This is a genomic window from Ramlibacter alkalitolerans (assembly GCF_016722765.1).
GTDB lineage: Bacteria > Pseudomonadota > Gammaproteobacteria > Burkholderiales > Burkholderiaceae_C > Ramlibacter > Ramlibacter alkalitolerans.
In genome coordinates this window covers 79,050-95,996 of record NZ_JAEQND010000013.1, presented here as the reverse complement: position 1 = coordinate 95,996, position 16,947 = coordinate 79,050, and the positions used below count along the sequence as shown (strand labels likewise).

The 16,947-nt window shown below is 64.7% G+C and carries 19 protein-coding genes and 1 tRNA gene; 6 read left to right on the top strand and 14 right to left on the bottom strand.

Translation table 11 applies throughout. The features are described from left to right. Positions 1-22: 22 nt before the first annotated feature. Entirely contained in the window at positions 23-670 is a 648-nt protein-coding gene (locus tag JI746_RS21880; protein ID WP_201692405.1) for a hypothetical protein, read from the bottom strand. A 196-nt stretch (positions 671-866) separates the two neighbouring features. Here JI746_RS21880 and JI746_RS21875 point away from each other — a divergent pair, with 196 nt between their 5' ends. From JI746_RS21875 to JI746_RS21860, 4 genes are all read left to right on the top strand, one after another. Beyond that, positions 867-1,400, top strand: coding sequence for a helix-turn-helix domain-containing protein (locus JI746_RS21875; protein WP_236600037.1), 534 nt, complete (start codon positions 867-869; stop codon positions 1,398-1,400). A 3-nt stretch (positions 1,401-1,403) separates the two neighbouring features. Beyond that, entirely contained in the window at positions 1,404-1,877 is a 474-nt protein-coding gene (locus JI746_RS21870) for a hypothetical protein (RefSeq protein WP_201692403.1), read from the top strand. A 667-nt stretch (positions 1,878-2,544) separates the two neighbouring features. Then, positions 2,545-3,000: a hypothetical protein gene (locus tag JI746_RS21865; RefSeq protein WP_201692402.1), complete on the top strand. Its 456-nt coding sequence runs from the start codon at positions 2,545-2,547 to the stop codon at positions 2,998-3,000. A gap of 28 nt (positions 3,001-3,028) precedes the next feature. Beyond that, positions 3,029-3,757, top strand: coding sequence for a hypothetical protein (locus tag JI746_RS21860; RefSeq protein WP_201692401.1), 729 nt, complete (start codon positions 3,029-3,031; stop codon positions 3,755-3,757). Positions 3,758-3,977: 220 nt separating this feature from the next. Here JI746_RS21860 and JI746_RS21855 read toward each other — a convergent pair. The 4 genes from JI746_RS21855 to JI746_RS21840 form a co-directional block, all read right to left on the bottom strand. Next, positions 3,978-4,054 (bottom strand) — tRNA-Met (locus tag JI746_RS21855). A 127-nt stretch (positions 4,055-4,181) separates the two neighbouring features. After that, the gene (locus JI746_RS21850) at positions 4,182-4,928 is read right to left on the bottom strand and encodes an HAD domain-containing protein (protein WP_330893054.1); all 747 of its coding nucleotides are present in this window, start codon (positions 4,926-4,928) and stop codon (positions 4,182-4,184) included. Continuing rightward, positions 4,918-5,229 carry a hypothetical protein gene (locus tag JI746_RS21845; protein ID WP_201692400.1) on the bottom strand — a complete coding sequence of 104 codons (312 nt, stop codon included), beginning with the start codon at positions 5,227-5,229 and terminating at the stop codon, positions 4,918-4,920. The genes JI746_RS21850 and JI746_RS21845 overlap by 11 nt, the downstream gene beginning before the upstream one ends. A 26-nt stretch (positions 5,230-5,255) precedes the next feature. Beyond that, a complete protein-coding gene (locus tag JI746_RS21840; RefSeq protein WP_201692399.1) occupies positions 5,256-5,930 on the bottom strand; it encodes a hypothetical protein in 675 nt (224 codons plus the stop codon). 881 nt (positions 5,931-6,811) lie between these two features. On the opposite strand from JI746_RS21840, the gene JI746_RS21835 reads away from it, so the two are divergent. Continuing rightward, the gene (locus JI746_RS21835; protein WP_201692398.1) at positions 6,812-7,117 is read left to right on the top strand and encodes a single-stranded DNA-binding protein; all 306 of its coding nucleotides are present in this window, start codon (positions 6,812-6,814) and stop codon (positions 7,115-7,117) included. Between the two features lie 344 nt (positions 7,118-7,461). Beyond that, on the top strand, positions 7,462-7,911 hold the full coding sequence (locus JI746_RS21830; RefSeq protein ID WP_201692397.1) for a DNA-binding protein: 450 nt from the start codon (positions 7,462-7,464) through the stop codon (positions 7,909-7,911). Between the two features lie 205 nt (positions 7,912-8,116). Here the strand turns inward: JI746_RS21830 and JI746_RS21825 are convergent, their stop codons facing one another. From JI746_RS21825 to JI746_RS21785, 9 genes are all read right to left on the bottom strand, one after another. After that, positions 8,117-8,680, bottom strand: a complete 564-nt coding sequence (locus tag JI746_RS21825; protein ID WP_201692396.1) for a hypothetical protein — start codon at positions 8,678-8,680, stop codon at positions 8,117-8,119. Between the two features lie 12 nt (positions 8,681-8,692). Continuing rightward, complete coding sequence (locus tag JI746_RS21820) at positions 8,693-10,147, bottom strand: hypothetical protein (RefSeq protein ID WP_201692395.1); 1,455 nt, start codon at positions 10,145-10,147, stop codon at positions 8,693-8,695. A gap of 20 nt (positions 10,148-10,167) precedes the next feature. Next, positions 10,168-11,793 (bottom strand): hypothetical protein, encoded by a 1,626-nt coding sequence (locus JI746_RS21815; protein ID WP_201692394.1) that lies wholly within the window; start codon positions 11,791-11,793, stop codon positions 10,168-10,170. Then, entirely contained in the window at positions 11,793-13,433 is a 1,641-nt protein-coding gene (locus JI746_RS21810) for a hypothetical protein (protein ID WP_201692393.1), read from the bottom strand. Before JI746_RS21810 ends, JI746_RS21815 begins: the two co-directional genes overlap by 1 nt. Further along, entirely contained in the window at positions 13,430-14,023 is a 594-nt protein-coding gene (locus JI746_RS21805; RefSeq protein ID WP_201692392.1) for a hypothetical protein, read from the bottom strand. The genes JI746_RS21810 and JI746_RS21805 overlap by 4 nt, the downstream gene beginning before the upstream one ends. 9 nt (positions 14,024-14,032) lie before the next feature. Continuing rightward, a complete protein-coding gene (locus JI746_RS21800) occupies positions 14,033-14,623 on the bottom strand; it encodes a hypothetical protein (RefSeq protein ID WP_201692391.1) in 591 nt (196 codons plus the stop codon). Positions 14,624-14,744: 121 nt separating this feature from the next. Beyond that, a complete protein-coding gene (locus JI746_RS21795; RefSeq protein WP_201692390.1) occupies positions 14,745-15,305 on the bottom strand; it encodes a hypothetical protein in 561 nt (186 codons plus the stop codon). A gap of 112 nt (positions 15,306-15,417) precedes the next feature. Then, positions 15,418-15,993, bottom strand: coding sequence for a hypothetical protein (locus JI746_RS21790; protein WP_201692389.1), 576 nt, complete (start codon positions 15,991-15,993; stop codon positions 15,418-15,420). Further along, complete coding sequence (locus JI746_RS21785; protein WP_201692388.1) at positions 15,990-16,880, bottom strand: hypothetical protein; 891 nt, start codon at positions 16,878-16,880, stop codon at positions 15,990-15,992. Before JI746_RS21785 ends, JI746_RS21790 begins: the two co-directional genes overlap by 4 nt. Between the last annotated feature and the right edge of the window lie 67 nt (positions 16,881-16,947).

The window sequence follows — 16,947 nt, the reverse complement described above, 5'->3', positions numbered from 1 at the left end:
CGTCCCAGAATTTCGTTGTCGTTTAGCGCTCGAATTCGTCGCGCACGGGTTTCCGCTTCACGAAGCGGCTGGCAAGAGAGTTCCTGGTCATCGCGAAGCGCTCTTCATCGAGAGTGGCTCCGGGGATGTAGCGAAGCACCATCGGGTTCTGGTCCATCGCCGCCGCGCGAACCCGCTGCGTTTGCAGGGCGGGGGTGATGAAGCGAATGGCGTTTCCGTCGCGAGACACCGCAGTCAGCCGCACATGCTCCGTCGGGTGCTTGATGTGCCGGATGGCCATCGGCTTGGAACGGACGGCTGCGAGCAGCACTTCTTCCTTGGGGTCGGCGAGAAACCGCACAAGGTCCGGGCGCCTCTGCGCGATACGAATCTGCGTCTTCACGTCGGCCTTGTTGAACGCGGCAATCAGCTCCAGCCCGTGCGCGGTCGCCGCGATACTCGAAGGGTCCTTGGCCAGGCGGCTGAAGTTGCGGCGGTGCGTTGCTTCCATGCGGCGGTCTGCCAGCAAGCGCGCCGCGCGCAGGGCCACCTGTGCTTCCATGTAGGCAACGTGTTTTATACGTTCCTGCCCCTCTTCGAGCAGGCGCTGGGCCAGAACGAACTGCCCCGAGCGCGTGCGCGCCACGAAGTAGTTGTCGGACATCGGCAGGGAGTGCAGGTAGGTATCCACGGCAGCTCTGTCGCCCCGGCGGGGCTTTGTCCTTTGGACAAATCTCGAGAGGGGCTCATTTGCTATACGCCCAAGCCCTAAGGCGAATGGACACGCCCAATAAACATGCCGTAAAATCCGGGAGACAACAGGTTTATGTTACGCCGTGACTGGTTGTTAAACAGTCGACCTAGCTCACAGGTGTGGGCGATTACTTATGAAAAGTCTCAAGAACAGCATGCGGGCCATCGCCGCAGACCTCGACCCGCAGGCGCCCAAGAGCGAGCGCTTCGGGGTGGAGCTCAGCAAGGAAGAACTTGGCCGGCCCGGTGGCATGCTGTTCGCCGCCCTGCTCGGACGCGCCGCCCAACGTGGCGACACCTTGAAGGACGTTGCGGACCAGCTCGGGTGCACGTACAGCTACTTGAGCCAGCTGCGCACGGGTGCACGCAAGGTCCAGCAGATTTCCGACGAACTGGTGGACGGCCTCTCCCAGTACTTGGGCTGGCCGAGGTTGGCGGTGCTCATCGCCGCGGCCAAGATTCGGCCGGACGACATCATGGAGAGTCCCCTGAGACTGCCCGCCATGCTGAATTCAGCCATCGACCTCATTCGCAGCGACCCTGTGTATGGGCCGTGGTTTCCGGCTTCCCTGCTCCACGTGGACGACGCCGCCAAGCACTTCATCGTGCGGCTGTATGAGGACGCGAGCGGCCAGTCTGTGCTGCCGTACGACGGGCCCGAGGAATGAGGCTTGGTCACACGCGTGGTCGTTGACCTGGCCAACGCCGACCAAGCCAGGCAAGTGCTCCTGAAGCACCCCGCCCAGGACGCCGATGCGGTGGCCTCGGAACACACCGTGAGCTTTTTGACCGCGCAGTTCATGCTGGAACGCATGAAGCCTGGCTCCGCCCTGCCCCAAGGCTACGTTCTGGATGCGGTGCTTCTGTCGGAGCGCACGCTGCTGGTGTTCTGCTTTCCGCGTGGCGAGCAAGACAGCTTTCACGTCGCTGCGGTGTACTTCCCCTCTCCGGCAAGGCCCGATGCGCCCGTCACCTGCAACGAGCTGGAACACGGCCTGAAGGAGCTGGACTTCGACTTGGCCGCCGAGGAGCTGAAGGAACTGAAGGTCTCACCGGCGGTCTTCCTGCTGCACTTTGGCGAACAGCTGCGTGAGGCCGTTCTTCTGGAAGGCTGGGAGCTCCAGTTCCGCAACAGCCCCCTGTAGCGCACCACGCGCGGGCGAAACAAAAGCCTCAAGGAGAAAATCTCCTCGAGGCTTCGGTGAATCAGGTGCGTATGGCCTATGGCATTAAATCCCGCCAGGTTCTGGAGTGCGATTCGCGGCCTTGGTCGCGAACATAGTTCCCGTCCGAAGACGCGGAACGAACTGCTGCAATCAAGCTGCAGCCAACGACAGCAAAGGCGCTGTCGAAGGCCCGCAAGCTGACGCTTGCGAGAACTGGCCGGGAAGCCAGTAAGCACGAGGCTAGCCAGCCTCGCCAATCAATCCAACCCTGCGGGTTGGTCTCGCATCCAGACCTTCAGGTCTTGGGCAGGAATCAGGGGCCTTGAATCAGGACGGAGTTGCTCTTGCAGCCCTGTCTCTTCGTATAGACATTCGGCGCTGCAAAGCGTTCTGCTTCGCTCCGGCGCTAAGAGCTCACGGTCACATAAGGGATGACGGCGCAGGCCACCGAGTGCCCTGACCACTGGAGCGCAATTCCCGCAAGCACCAGTCACCCACGCCGTCACTTGCTTCGACCCCGCATCTAAAGGCGTGTTCGTTTCCGTATAGCAGCCCTGTGCCTACGCTGAGGGGAATCGAAAGGAAAACCGGGCTTCGCGGTCAAAGCAGTAACCACACACGCCGCGCTGACGGCTGGACGCGCAAAATGAAATCGTTCGACTCGCTGCTCTGCTCCTTCTGCCCCATCACGTATGCACGGGCAGACATTCCTGCGGACGAACTGGAAATCCTGGTGCGGCCGATTCGCGGCAGGTTCCCCTATTCCGTCGAGACCGGCTTGGCATACACCGGCAAGCAGCGTTTCATCGCCCTGCACTGGGACACGCTCACCTGGTCCATTGCCGCTTCGGACGGGACTCGCCTGGTCACCACGGAGCCGGGTGACGCCCACGTCCCCCGCTTCCTGACCCAGGGGCCTCTCGTGCGCGTGCTGAAGCAGGACCCGAACAAGGCCATCCTGCTTGACCGCAACACCCGCAAAGGCGTGCTCATGCCCCAAGGGGACGCGGACGTGTTCCTGCGCAATCGCGCGTCCAAGCGTGCCTGCCCGGTCGCCGCGGTGCTCGAGCGCGTGCTGAAGAAGTCCGGCCAAGCCGCGTAGCAGCCCGAGCACAGATGAGGTTCAGCACATGGGCGCGTCTGCACATCTGCGCATCTGTGTCGGCTTGGCGGTTGCCGGCCTGCTGACGCTATCCGAGCCGGGAGACGCCCGCGCGGACGTGTCGGGTGCGCAGGCGCGCGAAGCCGCTCTGCGCGAAGCCGCAAGAGTGGCGCTGGCCACGCCCGCCGGCACGCCCGGCAAGTGGATGCTGGAAACCTACCAACCTGACGCCGCCGAACCGGCGGCCGGCAGCACGCTGTGGTCAGGCCCCTTCGGGCTTTACGCGCAGTGCTATGTCACCTACGAGCCCACCGGCACGGTTCTGGAATCAGAGGCGTTCCTCAGCTCCGGGCTTAGCGTCCGTGAACTGGCGACATTCGCGCTGCTGCATGAAAAGGGGCACTGCATCGGGCAACGCCTGCAGGCGTTCACGTCTTTGCGCGGCCCGGACGGTAGGGCGCACAAGAGCGCACTCGAGAGCGTCTTGGAGCACGAAGCCTTTGCCGACGCGTACGCCCTACTCTGGATGAGTCGGCGAGCGCCTGAAGAAGCGACCTCGTACTTCCAGGCAATCAGTCGGCTTCGTGGCTTTGACACCCCCGGGGCGGGCGCAGAAGACGACCACTACACGGCGCCGAGCCTGGCGAGCCTCTGGGCCGAGCAGGCGAGCCACTTCGACGTTGCCGCATGGGAAGCCCTGACGCCGGACGACATCGCCCGCTTGGCGCTGGCGTACAGCGCCGGGGCGCGACCCTAGCGGGCACAGGCCACCACGGGGTCAAGGAAAAAGAAAAGGCACCCGAAGGTGCCTTCCTGTTTCTGGTTCCTGGGCAGCCGGCCGCCAGAGCCGTGTTCGCTACGGAGCAAGAGGGGGGAGTGCTCCAGATTGGGCTTGCTGTCGGCGTGTCCTGAAGAATCGCGAGAGTGCCTGCCTGAAGTGCCTGATACACACCAACCACCATCAACACCTCGAAAGATGGTTGCGAGAAGGGGATTTGAACCCCTGACCTGCGGGTTATGAGCCCGCCGAGCTACCAGCCTGCTCCATCTCGCGTCAGATGTCGGTTAGACCGCGCCCGCGCAAATGTGTTTCACCACATCAGCACATTTCCGCATATTTTATTTTGTGCAGGGGCGCAGGCGCGCAGAGCTGCGTCTGCGCAGAGGCGCGCGTCTGCAGTTTATGCGCCCTGCCCTGCCCCGCGGCGCAGCGCTTCGAGCTCGCTCGCCATTTCCGCCAACTTTGCGGCCGCCCGCTCACGCGTGGCCGGGCAACTGAGGCCGAGTTCGCTGTCGCACTGCACCAGATGGCGCAGGTACGGCACCGGCCACCCCTCGGCGTCATCGTCCAGCGCGCACCAGACGAGGGGCTTGCGACGGGCCACGTCCGCCAGGACCTGCTCCCCGCGAGGCGACAGCAGGAACCCTTGCTCCACCCAAGCATCGGCGCCATGGACCCGTCGATGGAATGTCGACCCGATGACGCGTGCCTGCAGGCTGGACGGCAGTCGCGCCTTGGCCTTGCCGAAACCCGGGCGACGTGCCCAGCTGGTGCTCAGGACCAACTTGAACTCAGGGTACGGCCGCAACAGTTCCTCGAGGTGGGGTGTCCACTCGAACAGGCTTCGGCCAGGCGCTCGCAGGTGGATACCGCGCTTGGGCGTGCAGTACACCGCGTGGTGCTGAACGACCCCATCGAAGTCTATGTAGACCACCGCGTCCGCCCGGCGTGTCCTGGCCAGGTAGTGAGCAGGCGAAAACGCGTCCATCCCCATGTGCACCGATGAGTTTATGCGTTTTGGCGCGTATGCGCCAATGTGTATATGTGCAGACCCTCGCTTGCGCAGCTGCGCCTCTGCGCAACGCAACAAAAAGGCGGCCACGCGGGCCGCCTCGGTATGGTCGCCGGAGCACGCCTTACCGGTCACGGCTCCTGAACTGGCCGAAATCGGGACTCGGCGGCTGCTCCTTCTCCATGGCACGGGCCAGACGGGCGAACATCGGGCTGCGGTGCGCCTGCAGGTGCGCCTGCACGTCAGCCGTGAGTGCATCACCCCGTTGCTCCCGGGCCGCTCGAAGCGACGCCCTGGACACCATGAATGTCAGCCTCACCATGCGTTCATAGAACGCGAGCTCGACCCCGCGCTTGTACGCGTCATCGGAAAGGACCTCGCTCACCACCGGCGGTGTGCGTTCAGAGTCCCGGATGTGGCTCGTCAGTGCGCTCATAAATCTACTTTAGTCCTTCTAACAGCTTAGGGGCCAGGCCGCAAGTCGTCCTGGTTCGCCGCATAGGCGAGGGCGGCAGCGCTGTCGAAATAGAACAGCCGGCCGTCTTCCTTCCTGGCCAGAAACCGCCAGAAGCCCCTTCCGCTGGCGCGGCGGGCAAGTCCGTGCCCCAGATACCGTTTGACCAGTTCCTGGCTCTCAGATTCCGTGCGACCGCGGGCGGCGTGCAGCCCGATGCGTCCGCCCAGACCGTAGAAAGCGCTCATCTGGATTGCGGTGTCCAGCACAGGCGCGAGGGTGGCGAACTTGTGTAGTACACCCCTCTGCCGCAGCGCCGCGACTGGCGCCGCGGAGACGTACCAGACGAACACGCACTGCGGGTCCGGCCCGCCTTTTGGCGCACCGGGAAAGGCATACGGCATCGAGAGCAGGCACTGCGCCACCGGCACGGCCTGGCCGCCCGGCCCTTCGACGTGAATCTGGAAAACCGTTACCTGGCGACCGGCCGCGGTCTCCAAGGTGTTGCACGCCAAGTAGTAAGCGGGCCAGTCCCAGTCAAATCCGATTCCGCCGCCAGGTCGGATGAAGGGGTCGTGGATGTATCGCTGCCACGCCACGACGTCCTGGAACGAGCAGGGCACCACGTCGGCGGGGACGAGCTGGCCGGTGCCGGCCACCCGGATGTTTTCAATCAGGCCCATGAGGCGGCTGTTGGAGCGACAAAGCGGCTGAGTTTACTTTGGCGCCCTAGCGCGCAGCTGCTCACCGGCACACGAGCGCTCATGCACCGATGTGAATCCGCACCCTTGCGTAACCGCACATTTGTGGGCGCATAAACTGTCACGCCGGTGCTCGCGGTGGGCCTGGAGTCGCACGCCCGGGAGCAGGCAGGCGGAAGATGCCGCGTTGCGTGCGCCTGCAGGCTGTCTAAGCGGTAATGCGCAAGTCTCGCCCCACTCAGCCCCCGCCCGCCGAGCCCAACAAGCTCGTTGTGCCCACGCCGCGGCCGACACCGCGGTTCGGGGTTCTTCCCACCAAGACCGAACGGGACAGGTCGGCCTACACCCGCAAGGTCAAGCACCGCAATCTGGAGCGGTAGCGCGCATAATCACATTTGCACAGGTGCACCAATGAACCTCTGCGCCTTTTCTCACCGACGCCGGCCGACATGCGACGCCGTTCGCAACGAAGCGACGACCAGGCGCTCAGCCCCGTCGCGTTGCAGTCGCTGGCAGCCCGCCACCACGCGGGGAAGGGTCGAACGAACTGGAAACCCGCCTGCCGCGCGACGCCCTGGGGCGGACTGGCTTGGAAGCAACAGGTACTGGCGTGCAAATGTGAACATGCGCATCGCCACATCGGTTCTCGCGGACCGGCTGACGAGCCGCGCATAACGGGTCACGGCTGGAACACGCGTATTCCTAGCTAGCGCGCCGTGGCGCGGCCCTCATGCGCACACCTGTGCGGATGCGCTTTGGCACATAAGCGCACCGGCAGCCCGAGGACACTCGCTATACGACGCGCGACGTGCGGCGCCGATGCCTGTCCAACTGGCTTCCAAGCACCTTAGGAAACAGGAACCATGCGCGTCATCGGAAACATCGGAAACGACCCCAAGAAGCTCTCGACCAGGGAAGGCAAGCCGTACTACCGCTTCAGCCTGGCGGAAAGCTTCGGCAAGGACGAAAAGAAGACCACCACCTGGTACGAGGTCACGGCCTTCGTAGACGAGACCACGGGCGACCCGCTCAAGAAGGGCGAGTTCGTCGAGGTCAGCGGCCGAGCAGAAGCGAAGCTCTTCAGCAAGCGCGACGGCTCACCCGGTGTCAGCCTCGACCTGACGGCGTTCTCCGTCCAGCCGGCCAAGAGCAAGGCAGCCGCCGCCTGAACAAGGACAACGGTTGATTCCCGGCCCCACATCGGTGGGGCTTTTCGTATGTATCACCACATCTGTGCTCATGCGCACCTACGCAGTGGCACAGCTCCAGCAGGGCCGGCAAGCGCACCCGCAGCCCAAAATCCTTCAAGAAGGCGAGCGGCAACAGCCCGCACTCTCGCGCCCTTACGATTGCTGGGAAGGAGCCGCGTGAATGTTTCACGCATTTTACTGGTCAGCAGTTAAGTGCTTACCGCCATTGAAGAATCTTCCATTTTTCGCCGTGAAACATTCCTGATTTCCGCGCCGCGGCAGAGCCCTTGCGCTGGCGGGTAACAAATGCTACACTGCCGGAAATGGATACCTCTGCCGTATTCCGAGCCGCAGACGCCCTCTACGCGCGGGGCACTCGCCCAACGGTGCGCGCAGTGCGCGACGAACTGGGCGGCGGCAGCTTCAAACACATCTCGCCGGCGCTCAGCGCTTGGTGGAAGCAGCCGAAGCACGCGCAAACCCCCGCCGCCGCGGCGCCACAAGAGGCTGAGGACCACTGGGCCGAGGAACGCGAGAAGCTGGTTGCGGAAGCGGCCGCCCGGGAGAAGCTGGCGTACGACCGACTGGAAGGCACCCGGCGCCACCTGCTGCTACAGGCTGACACGGACCGGCAACGGGTGCGCCAACTCGAGGCCGAGCTCGCCCAGGCCCGCGAAGTCATGAAGGCTCAGCGCGACGAAGTATTCCTGCTGAAGAACATGCTTCGCCAAGCGCGCAATGCCGCACAAGCGCAGACGCACACGAGCACATAAACACAAATACGCAGAAGCGTAACGGCACGCGAGCACCAACCGCAGCTGGTGGCGTCGCTCAGCCAGGTGCCCTGAGCTGTTTCGCGAGCCCGCCCGCCGGCCGCGTTGGCCGGTGTGCGCGAGGTGCGAGGACGCGCTGGCGCACCTGAACAGGTTCACAGACGCACAGATACGCCAATGCGCATCTACGCACCCAGCACTCTGCTCAAGGGAAGGCGACTGTTCCGCTCAGCCGGAAGAGAGCGGCGCTTCGGGCTTGTGTGCCGTACTTCGCGAGCGTCGTCGTCCCGCCCGCGCCGGCGACACAGCTGGAAGGCATGCGAGCGCAGGTCTTGGCGAGCACGGACTGCGCGGCGGTGAAGTCCGGGTTCGCCGCCGTGATGTAGACAATGAGCATGTAGCCGGAGCCAGAGCAGGTCAGGCCTTGGGCGTACGACTGGCCACAGGTGCCCGAATTCGCGAGCGCGAATCCGAAGCCCGGTACGCTCGGAGCGGGAAATACGGCTGAACTGCCGTAGCCGCTCATGTTGTTCAAAAGGGGCCACACGGTATCAGTGGCCGGTGTCCCGAAGTCGTTTACGCGGCCGCTGACCGCCGGGAAGTACTGCGTGTCGTTGACGAGCGACGTGAGGCCCGTGACCGCACGCTGCGTCTCCACCATGACCGCCGTCGCGTCCATGGTCGGAGCGCGGGTGTAGCTTGGCGCGCTCAGGGCAAGGGAGCCGAGCGTGAGCAGGGCGGCAAGCGCGAGGAAGATGTACGACAGCATGTTCAGGTCCTTTCAGCCTTTGGGCGCGTGCACACAACGGAAGGCCACGCGCGCGGTCGTGGGGTCGGGCAGCAGGCGAACCGAGAAGAGGCCAGTCCCACCGTGCAGGGCGAGGCCGAAGTTCTGGGTCCCGCCAGTGGCCGTCGAAGACGTCACCATCGAGCTGTAGTCGGTTCCGTTCACCAGGGGCGGGTAGAAGTTCGTCGGCAAACCGCCTGTGGTTGGAACGCTGCCCGCGGTGAGGTGCCACAGGCCGGCCATGTCGAAAATGCCCCACTTCGTCGACCAGTCGACATAAATTACGCGAGACGTCTTGCACATGGTGTGCGCAGTGGCGTCATAGGCAGGCGTCACAGGATTCGTTTGGCCGTAGTACGAGCCGCAGTTCTCCGCACCGTAGCCCTGGCCGTTGACGTAGGCCCAGCTCGAGTCGTCGTCGCTAATGGACCGAGCGGTATTCAGCCAGGTGAGCGACGGAATCGAAGCAGACGGCACGGGGGTGCCGGTTGGTCCGGTAACGAACGTTGACGGGTAGGCCGGAATATCGCTTCGTGTCCAGTTCTCATAGTTGGCGAGCGCTTGGTTGGCGATAGACATCCACTGGTCATTTGTCAGCAGCGTCAGGCCTTGGCTCTCGCACTCACCCGCATACTTCGTCGCGTCGATGAAATAGGCGCCGCCGGTCTGAGTCGACCCAGCGGGCACCTGATAAGGCAGTCGCTGAACACAAAACGCAGGCACGACCTTGCCGTCCTTCAAGGTGGACTGCGGGATGTATGCGAACGGCACGTTCACCGTGGCTGTCCCGGTCGCGTCCTTGGAGATTCGTTGCGCCAGCCGCTCGCAGGGCACAGCGAAGTCGATGCCCTGGCGGCCGGTTGCGTTGGTGTCTCCCGATGCATATTGGCTCAGGTACGGCACTTGGCCGGCCACCGCCTGCACTTCCCATCCGGCCCCGTCCGAAACGCTAATGCTGGGGTCCGACCAGCCCTTGGGCTTCACACGACCCAACGCCAGTGCCGAAACCAAATCGTCGCCGCTGGCAAGCGCCAGACCGCCCTCAGCGCGAGCGGGGAGAAGACTGCAACTTGTCTGCAGCACGCCATCAGGGCCGGGGCTGATGACCGCCGCCAGCAAGGTTCGAGCTGTGGGTGCTGCAGTTCCCACCGTCCAACGCGAGACCCCACCCGAGTCCTTGCCCGTTGCACCGGGACCGATGTCCCACGCGCACACCACGTAACTGCCATCTGCTGGCGCGCGAGGCGGATACAGGCGAGGAAAGCCTGCAGCATTCGGTTGCGCCGAGGTCTTCAGCTGGGTCACGGCAGCGGCGACATCCAGCTTCTGCTGGATGCGCTTGTCCGCAGCGGACGCACTATCCGAGAAGGACGTGCTCACGCTCACCGCTGTTGCCCCGATGGCAAAAAGAGCAGTGATTGCCAGCATGGAGACCGAAACGACGTTCATCTTGCTTTCTCGCTTTGCGATTACTGCAGCGGCGGCATGGTGCAGCGCACGCCGGCGCGGGCGGAGCCGCCCGCGGCCAGCTCGTAGCTGCCAGGGCCGTAAGGACGCGTGTCGGCGACAGCCGCCTTGTCGTCTTGCAACAGGCCGCCACCGCCGCGCATCACCTGGGTCGACGCAACCGTGTAATAGGCGCCCGTGCCGTACTGCACCGCGTACACGCCGGTCTTCGTATAGACAGCCCACAGGCCCTTTTTGTTGAACAGATTCGCCAGGGAGTAGGAGCCGCCACTCGCGGTGCAGGTCGCAGCACTCAGGTCGCAGTAACCCGGCGACGCCGGCGGGACCACCGCCTTGCCGGTCAGGGTCGCCGTTTTCGTCGAGTAGTTGAGCGTCACCAGGTCCGACAGACCGTTGGGCCCCGTGTAGACCCACTCGGAAAGGTTGCCAGCGAAGTCCCAAATCACCTGGTCGCCGAGGCACAGGTCGCGCTGGGTATCCACAGCGGACGTCCTGGTGCTGCAGTTGGAAGCACCAAAGGGTTGGGCGTAGCCCTTGTCGTAGTAGCCGAGGTCTCTCGCGGCCGTTACCGACACTCCACGCGCCATGTCGCCGGCGGCGGTGATGTTGCGCGCGTCAAGGCGCAGCTGCGCCAGGATGGACTCCCACTGGGAATCGGAGATGACCTGGCCGCGCGCGGACGAAAGCGCGGTGCACATCGTCTTCGCCTCGTCGAACAGCGCAACAGATGGAGTGGCAGGCGCGCCATTTGTAGCGAGCCCTGTTGCAAGCGGAATGGGAGAGGCGCTTTCCGCGGACTCCCCGGATTGGACCTCGCCGGAAGTAACGCAGAACGCCGGGACGAACAGGCCATTCGCCAGCGTCGTCTCGGGAACGGCCACCCAGCCCGCCGGGCAGCTCGGAAGCGCCGCCGCCGGCTTGCTCAATGCCACCCACTTCGACGCCGCCGCATCCCACCGATAAAGGGTCTTCTCCACGACTGCGAGACGGACCTCTCCGTCAGTGCGACCCTGCATTGCATCGAGCACGGATTTCTGGCGAACCGAGTCCCGGAAGTAAGGGTTAGCGCCAAGCACCGGCAGGGGCGCGTTGGCCTTCGGATGGAGCATCAGGACCACGGGATTCGCCGTGTCCGCCTGAAGCACGCTGGCGTTGGTCTGCAGGGCCTGTGAGCAGGTCTTGCTGAACACCCCACTGGCTCCCGAGGATTGAACCAGGTACACCGGCTGCCACACGGTGGCCGTCATCGAGGACACCGTATTGGGCAGGTTCACAGCTTGACCGTAGCTGGTGCTCCACCAGAAACTGCCGAACGCCGCGTCGCCGACGTCACTGCGGTTTGCGAAGCAGGCCCGCAGGTATCGGCCCCACACGTCAGTGCCTGTGGCAGCCGTCGGCGGGATGATGACCCCCGCTGAATCCGTTTTCGAATTCGCCAGCACGTAGTCCACTACATTGGAGAGCGTATCCGTGGTGACTACCGCCGTACTTGACATGTAGCTGTAGCCGGTCGAGACGTCGCGCGAAAGGCGCACCTCGAGCTGCGTTTCTGCAGCCACGTGAGTACGCATGGACAGGCCGAAGCTCGCCATGAGAGCCGCCACCAGGAGAATGAGTGCCGCGTACATCAGTAGGTCTCCACGCAGCGATAGCCGTAGTCCTGGTTAGCGCCCGCCGCATAGGAGCCAGCCGCGCTGCTGTAATACTTCAGGAGCTCGAGTTCGAACACGCCCCCGAGCCGACCGAGCGTTTGCGAAGTGAGACGGCCGCCGCGCAACGCACCGTAATCCAGGTAAGTCGTGCTCGCGGCCAGCGAGGCGCGCTTGAGCACGCCCAGATTCATGGCGTAGGTGTCTCCTGCGGGCACTGCTGTCGGCCTGGCGTAGGCAGGCAGCAGTCCTTGCAGCGTGAGTGCCGTTCCGGCGGGGCCCTGCGCGCAGCCCACGTAGAAGTCGCCGGGTGTGAAATAGCGGCACAGGGTCTTGTCGGGAGCGCCGGCAACGCCGGCCTGGAAGGCGTTGGCGGTGTAGTCCGGGCCGTCCGCGAACGCGATGGGTGCGGCAGCTCGCAGGAAGCGCTCCGTCGTCCACTCCGCGCGGTTTCCCGAGAAGTCCCAGATGACTTGGCCGTTCGAGAGGTACAGCGTGCGCCGCTGGTCGCTAGGAGAGGCATTGCCTGTCCCGTTGTAGCCGTCGGCATCTGCCGGCTGGTTCGTCAGGATGTTGTCGCCGCCCACCGGCGCTGCAGCTGCTCCGTCGCTGTGTCCGCGTATGAGAGCGCCTTGACCAACCACGCCGCTCGTCCAGTTGCGGCTGTCCTGGGCCGCTTGGTTGGCGATTGCCATCCACTGGCGGCCGGAAATGAGGGCCTTTCCCTGCTGCGCCTTGCACAGATTTTCCGCCGTGTCCGGGGACCCTGCGAAGCCGCCTTCGAACTTGCTCACGCAGAAGCCTGGCTCGATGCTGCCGTCCGCGAGAGTTGTTGCCGCGACCGGGATGTACCCGGCGGTGCGGCACGACGTTGGCGAATAGGGCGCGGATGCCGGTGCGGGTGCCTCACCGGGTGCGAGCGGCTGCCAGCCCGACGACGTGTAGATTTTGAGCATGTTCGACGAGCGCTCAAGCCGGACGTCATTCAGCTGCGGCGAAGCGACCGTGCTGATGTCGTCCACCGGCGCCTTGTAGCCGGCGCCCGTGCGGATTGCGGCAATGTTGGTGGACTGCAGGTCCAGCTCGATGTCATCGCCCGCCACGCTGGCCGAAGTGGTTTGGCAGTTCGTCGAGAATTTCTTGTCGGCGCCGCGGTGGATGATGCGCAGGGAAGCGCGCATGCGGATAGTGGCGCCTCTGGTGTCATAAGGCGCCTGCAGGCCGCTGAATCCGGGATAGCCGCGGCCATAGCCGGTCCAAAGGGGCGTCTTAGGCTGACCGCTCGCGGCGTCGCTGCCTGGAAAGCTCCTGTAGCCTTGCCAGTACGGGCAGATAACGTATTCGGAAGGTGCAAGGCTTGTGCTGACCGCGAAGGCGGGGACACACGACCACAGCCCGGCGCCTGCGGCACCCGTGGAGCACGTCCATCGGCCAGGCGTTGGAAAGGTGGAACCGAATCCATTGAGCGCAAGCTGCGGCGCGAGCTGCCTCAGCTGGTCGAGCACCTCAAGCTGTTTCGCAGTACCCGCCGCGGGCACGAACGCCTGCATCACCTTCGGGCCGAAGGTGCCAAGCACGATGCTCATGAGCATCAGCGCGCCGACGATGTAGCCAATCATTGCTGCGCTCCGTAGACCGTAGCGGTGGCATTCGACGGGTCCACGACCGACGAAGGCACCTTTGTCGAAAAGAAGGACATTGCTTTGGTGAGGGCCGCGTCGGTGGACGACACCGTGTCATTGGCGGCTACCCACACCAGCTTTGCACGGACTGCGAAACCGCCCGGAAGGCAGTCCGCTGCCACGTACACGCCGCTCGAATAGCAGCTGCCGGTCACCGTATAGGCAACAGCCAGCGCAGCAGCAGGGTGCGTCGTGCCGCCGCAGACGTCCGCGTCGGATGCCCATGTCTTCAGAGCCGCGCAGGTGCCGCTGGCGTTGTCGAACAGCCGCGCGTTCGAGGCAATGAGGTCCGTGGCCACGACGACCGGCGCCTGCGCTTCGACGGCTCCCCGCGAGGCAGCGCACGGGCTCGCTGCGTTGGAGCAGGCCGCCCACTCCGCCTGGATGTCGAACAGGCGCCTCACAACCGGTGCGTACAGCGGTTGCTCCCGAATGCGCTGGCCCATTGACACCCCGGCGTCGCCTGGGACCAGGGTGGAGACCAGGGCGCCGATAACGGCCATTGCGAGCAGGATGTAGGTCAGCATTGGCCGCCCTCACATCGCGCGAAACAGCACGAAGAACACGTTCAAGCCGTCACCCGCGCGCGAATAGCACCCGCTGGACCAGGAGTAGGTCGTAGTGAGGCTCGCCTGCGCCGGAATCGAGCTCAGACCGTTGACCTTGGAGTTGACGACCTTGCAGACATCGGTGGCAATGCCGACGTTCGTGAACAGCTCGTCGACGGCGGTCGTTCCCTTGCCTGTGACTGCGATGGACTTGTTGACAGCCGCCTGCCAGCCTTTGGTCGCAGCGCCGGTGGCGTACAGGGCGGCAGGCTGGTTAGGCAGTGAAATGCCGCTCGGGCCGAAGAGACCCGTTGCAGTCGCATCGAGGGTGATGGCAGCGGGTGAAGTGCCTTCGGCAATGAGGACACTTGCGGTCTGGAGCAGCGCTGCGCCCTGATTCATCAGGCTGGCGGCCAGCGTGTTCGTCTGTTGCTTCTGGCTGCGGCCGTAGTTGGACTGGGAGCTCGCGACGACGAAGGCGGTAATGGTCGCGATAAGTGCCATGATGGACAAAATGACCACCATCAGCGCGCCGCGCTGGCGGGAAGGACGAGAAAATTGGAAGCGAGAGTGGGTCATTGGGCGGTCGACGGGGTTGCTCGCCTTTAGACCACCGCACCCGAGAAGTGTGAGGCAGCACAAAAGGGCCCCGGGGGGCCCTTCTGGTTCATCAAGGAAGGGGCGAGGAGCCCCTCGTGCCTTAGATGCGGTCGATTTCCGTGAAGGCGGTGAACTTCGTGCCGGTGGCGACGCAGCCCACGTTCACGTTCGCGTCCAGCGCGCCGGTGACGGTCGTCACGCTGGCCAGCGCGGTCGTGGCGCCCGCGGCTTCGTTGATGGCGGAGCACACGCGGCCAGCCTTCGCGTCGGCGGCCAGGCCGAGGTCCACGTTCACCAGGTAGTGCGACTTGCCGTCGGCAGCGGCGGTGTTCGTGCTCACGGCATAGGAGCCGGGGGTCGCGGCGCTCGTGCTCTTCGCCGGCGCAGCAGCAGCGGCGCCCTTGGCGAGCAGGTTGCTGTAGGTCATCGAGGCCAGGTCGAAGTCGTTGTCGGCGACACCGAGGCGCGCGGAGTTCGCAGCCGAGGCCATCTGGCTCAGGACGGTCGAGGCCGTGCCCTTGTCGGACTGCTTGTCGGCGCTGCCACCGCCCGCGGCGTCGGACGAGAAATACGCCGCGGCCACGCCGATGACGGCGAGGACGAGCAGCACGATGGCGAGGACGGAGCCCTTCTGGGCGTTCTTGCGGGCGGTGAATTTCATGTTGAGGTCCCTATGTGGATTGGGTTGTATGAACGCACCCAGTGCGCGTCCATGGCACTTCAGACCACCGCCCCAGACATGTGTTGCACGCCGTATAGCACTTCGCGCGCGCTCACTGCGCCGCAGCGCCGGCGGGCGTTTCCGGCGCGGGAGCGGCGGCAGGCGCAGCACCAGCAACCCCAAGACGCTCCGCGTTCAGCGTGATGGTCAGCGCGCCTTGGCTGCTCGCCGCCTCGGCGACGCTTTGCACCTTGCCCTGATGCGCCGCGGTGGCGGGGCAAGGTCCCAAGCACATCTCAGAGGCCTTCCAGCGCACGCCCTGCAGCTGCGGAACGACCGCGTAGATGGACTGCCGGAAGATTTCGAAGTCTTCGAGGTTCTTGGCGGCAACCCTCAGCTTGCTGTCCTTGGTCACCGAGATGTCCAGGCCGGAGTAGCTCGCACGAAGCGTCTGAGCAACCACGGCCAGTTCTGCCGGTGAAACGGGCGCGGCTTCCACGGCAAAAGACTTGGCGGCAGCCAGGCTCTCCGGCAGGACTGCGGTCTGCTTTTTGAGCATGATGACGTCGCGCACGCCGTTGGCGAGGTATCCAACAGCGACCGCGTTCACGGCGAGCAGCACCGCCAGCAGGCCGGCGCTTGCGCCGGCTTCGAACTTGGAGATGGCGTTGTGTTTGAGCAGCTTCATTGCGCAGCTTTCGGCTCGCCCGCGGGCGCAGCGTTGGTGACAGAAATGGTGGCGCCCCCGGGCAGCTGCTCGACGCGCACATTGCTGTCCAGGCGCTCGTAGACCTTTGCCGGCACATACGCCGGCAGCTCGAGCGCCCAGGTGGCATGGCCGGTACGCTCCACGCGGTAATAGACCAGGCGGCCTTTCTGGCTCACGGCAAGCGTCGCGAGCGACTGCATGTCATTGAGCTGCTTGTAAATGGGCTGCAGCTTCAGGCGCTCCAGCTCCGAAGCAGCACGGCGGAACTCCGCCTCAATCTGCTCCGTGTGCAGGGTGGACACCGGGGTGAGGTACGCCTTGGCCGCGTTGACAGCGACGACGCCGACCGCGAGGACTGCGAAAGCGCCCACCGCCAGTGTGAGCAGGCGACTCGCGAGCTTGCGGATGAAGTCGCGCGCCATGCCGGCGTCGGTCTTCCAGGGCTCAGCCAGCGCCACGTCCGCCGAAACGTCGAAGACGCCCAGGCCTGCCGCCCGTTCGGCGATGAAGCGGCTCACGTCGTCACGCGAGCCTGCGTGGGTCTGGATGCCCGAGGCAGTCGTGAGCACGACGGCCGACTCGTCGGACGTGTGCGCCACGTAGGCCCCCGGGCCGCGATGATTCTTCGCACCAGGCAAGGCGCACACCAGAGAGGTGGCCAGCACCCCCGGCACGTTGAAGTCCTTGTTGCGCCCGGCCAGGTACCAGATAGCGCCCTCGTGCTCCACGAAGACGAACCGGATTTCGCTGTCGTCCAGCGCATGCGCCGCGGCGTTGTAGGCCGGCTCGAACACGGGCCGTTGGCCCTTGAGGGCCTTGCCGCCCACCAGCGGGCTCGGATTGAATAGGGTGAGGGGTGTGCTCATCGAAGTCTTCGTGTATAGCTATCTGACCATTTACCCCGGCAGCCGTTGCAAGGGCGGGCCCAGCCCG

What these genes read in the sequence shown, in the direction of transcription:
- JI746_RS21875 (WP_236600037.1), top strand. Translation starts at nt 867, where the DNA reads ATGAAAAGTCTCAAGAACAGCATGCGGGCCATCGCCGCAGACCTCGAC.
- JI746_RS21865 (WP_201692402.1), top strand. Translation starts at nt 2,545, where the DNA reads ATGAAATCGTTCGACTCGCTGCTCTGCTCCTTCTGCCCCATCACGTAT.
- JI746_RS21860 (WP_201692401.1), top strand. Translation starts at nt 3,029, where the DNA reads ATGGGCGCGTCTGCACATCTGCGCATCTGTGTCGGCTTGGCGGTTGCC.
- JI746_RS21845 (WP_201692400.1), bottom strand. Translation starts at nt 5,229, where the DNA reads ATGAGCGCACTGACGAGCCACATCCGGGACTCTGAACGCACACCGCCG.
- JI746_RS21840 (WP_201692399.1), bottom strand. Translation starts at nt 5,930, where the DNA reads ATGGGCCTGATTGAAAACATCCGGGTGGCCGGCACCGGCCAGCTCGTC.
- JI746_RS21835 (WP_201692398.1), top strand. Translation starts at nt 6,812, where the DNA reads ATGCGCGTCATCGGAAACATCGGAAACGACCCCAAGAAGCTCTCGACC.
- JI746_RS21830 (WP_201692397.1), top strand. Translation starts at nt 7,462, where the DNA reads ATGGATACCTCTGCCGTATTCCGAGCCGCAGACGCCCTCTACGCGCGG.
- JI746_RS21825 (WP_201692396.1), bottom strand. Translation starts at nt 8,680, where the DNA reads ATGCTGTCGTACATCTTCCTCGCGCTTGCCGCCCTGCTCACGCTCGGC.
- JI746_RS21820 (WP_201692395.1), bottom strand. Translation starts at nt 10,147, where the DNA reads ATGAACGTCGTTTCGGTCTCCATGCTGGCAATCACTGCTCTTTTTGCC.
- JI746_RS21815 (WP_201692394.1), bottom strand. Translation starts at nt 11,793, where the DNA reads ATGTACGCGGCACTCATTCTCCTGGTGGCGGCTCTCATGGCGAGCTTC.
- JI746_RS21810 (WP_201692393.1), bottom strand. Translation starts at nt 13,433, where the DNA reads ATGATTGGCTACATCGTCGGCGCGCTGATGCTCATGAGCATCGTGCTT.
- JI746_RS21805 (WP_201692392.1), bottom strand. Translation starts at nt 14,023, where the DNA reads ATGCTGACCTACATCCTGCTCGCAATGGCCGTTATCGGCGCCCTGGTC.
- JI746_RS21800 (WP_201692391.1), bottom strand. Translation starts at nt 14,623, where the DNA reads ATGACCCACTCTCGCTTCCAATTTTCTCGTCCTTCCCGCCAGCGCGGC.
- JI746_RS21795 (WP_201692390.1), bottom strand. Translation starts at nt 15,305, where the DNA reads ATGAAATTCACCGCCCGCAAGAACGCCCAGAAGGGCTCCGTCCTCGCC.
- JI746_RS21790 (WP_201692389.1), bottom strand. Translation starts at nt 15,993, where the DNA reads ATGAAGCTGCTCAAACACAACGCCATCTCCAAGTTCGAAGCCGGCGCA.
- JI746_RS21785 (WP_201692388.1), bottom strand. Translation starts at nt 16,880, where the DNA reads ATGAGCACACCCCTCACCCTATTCAATCCGAGCCCGCTGGTGGGCGGC.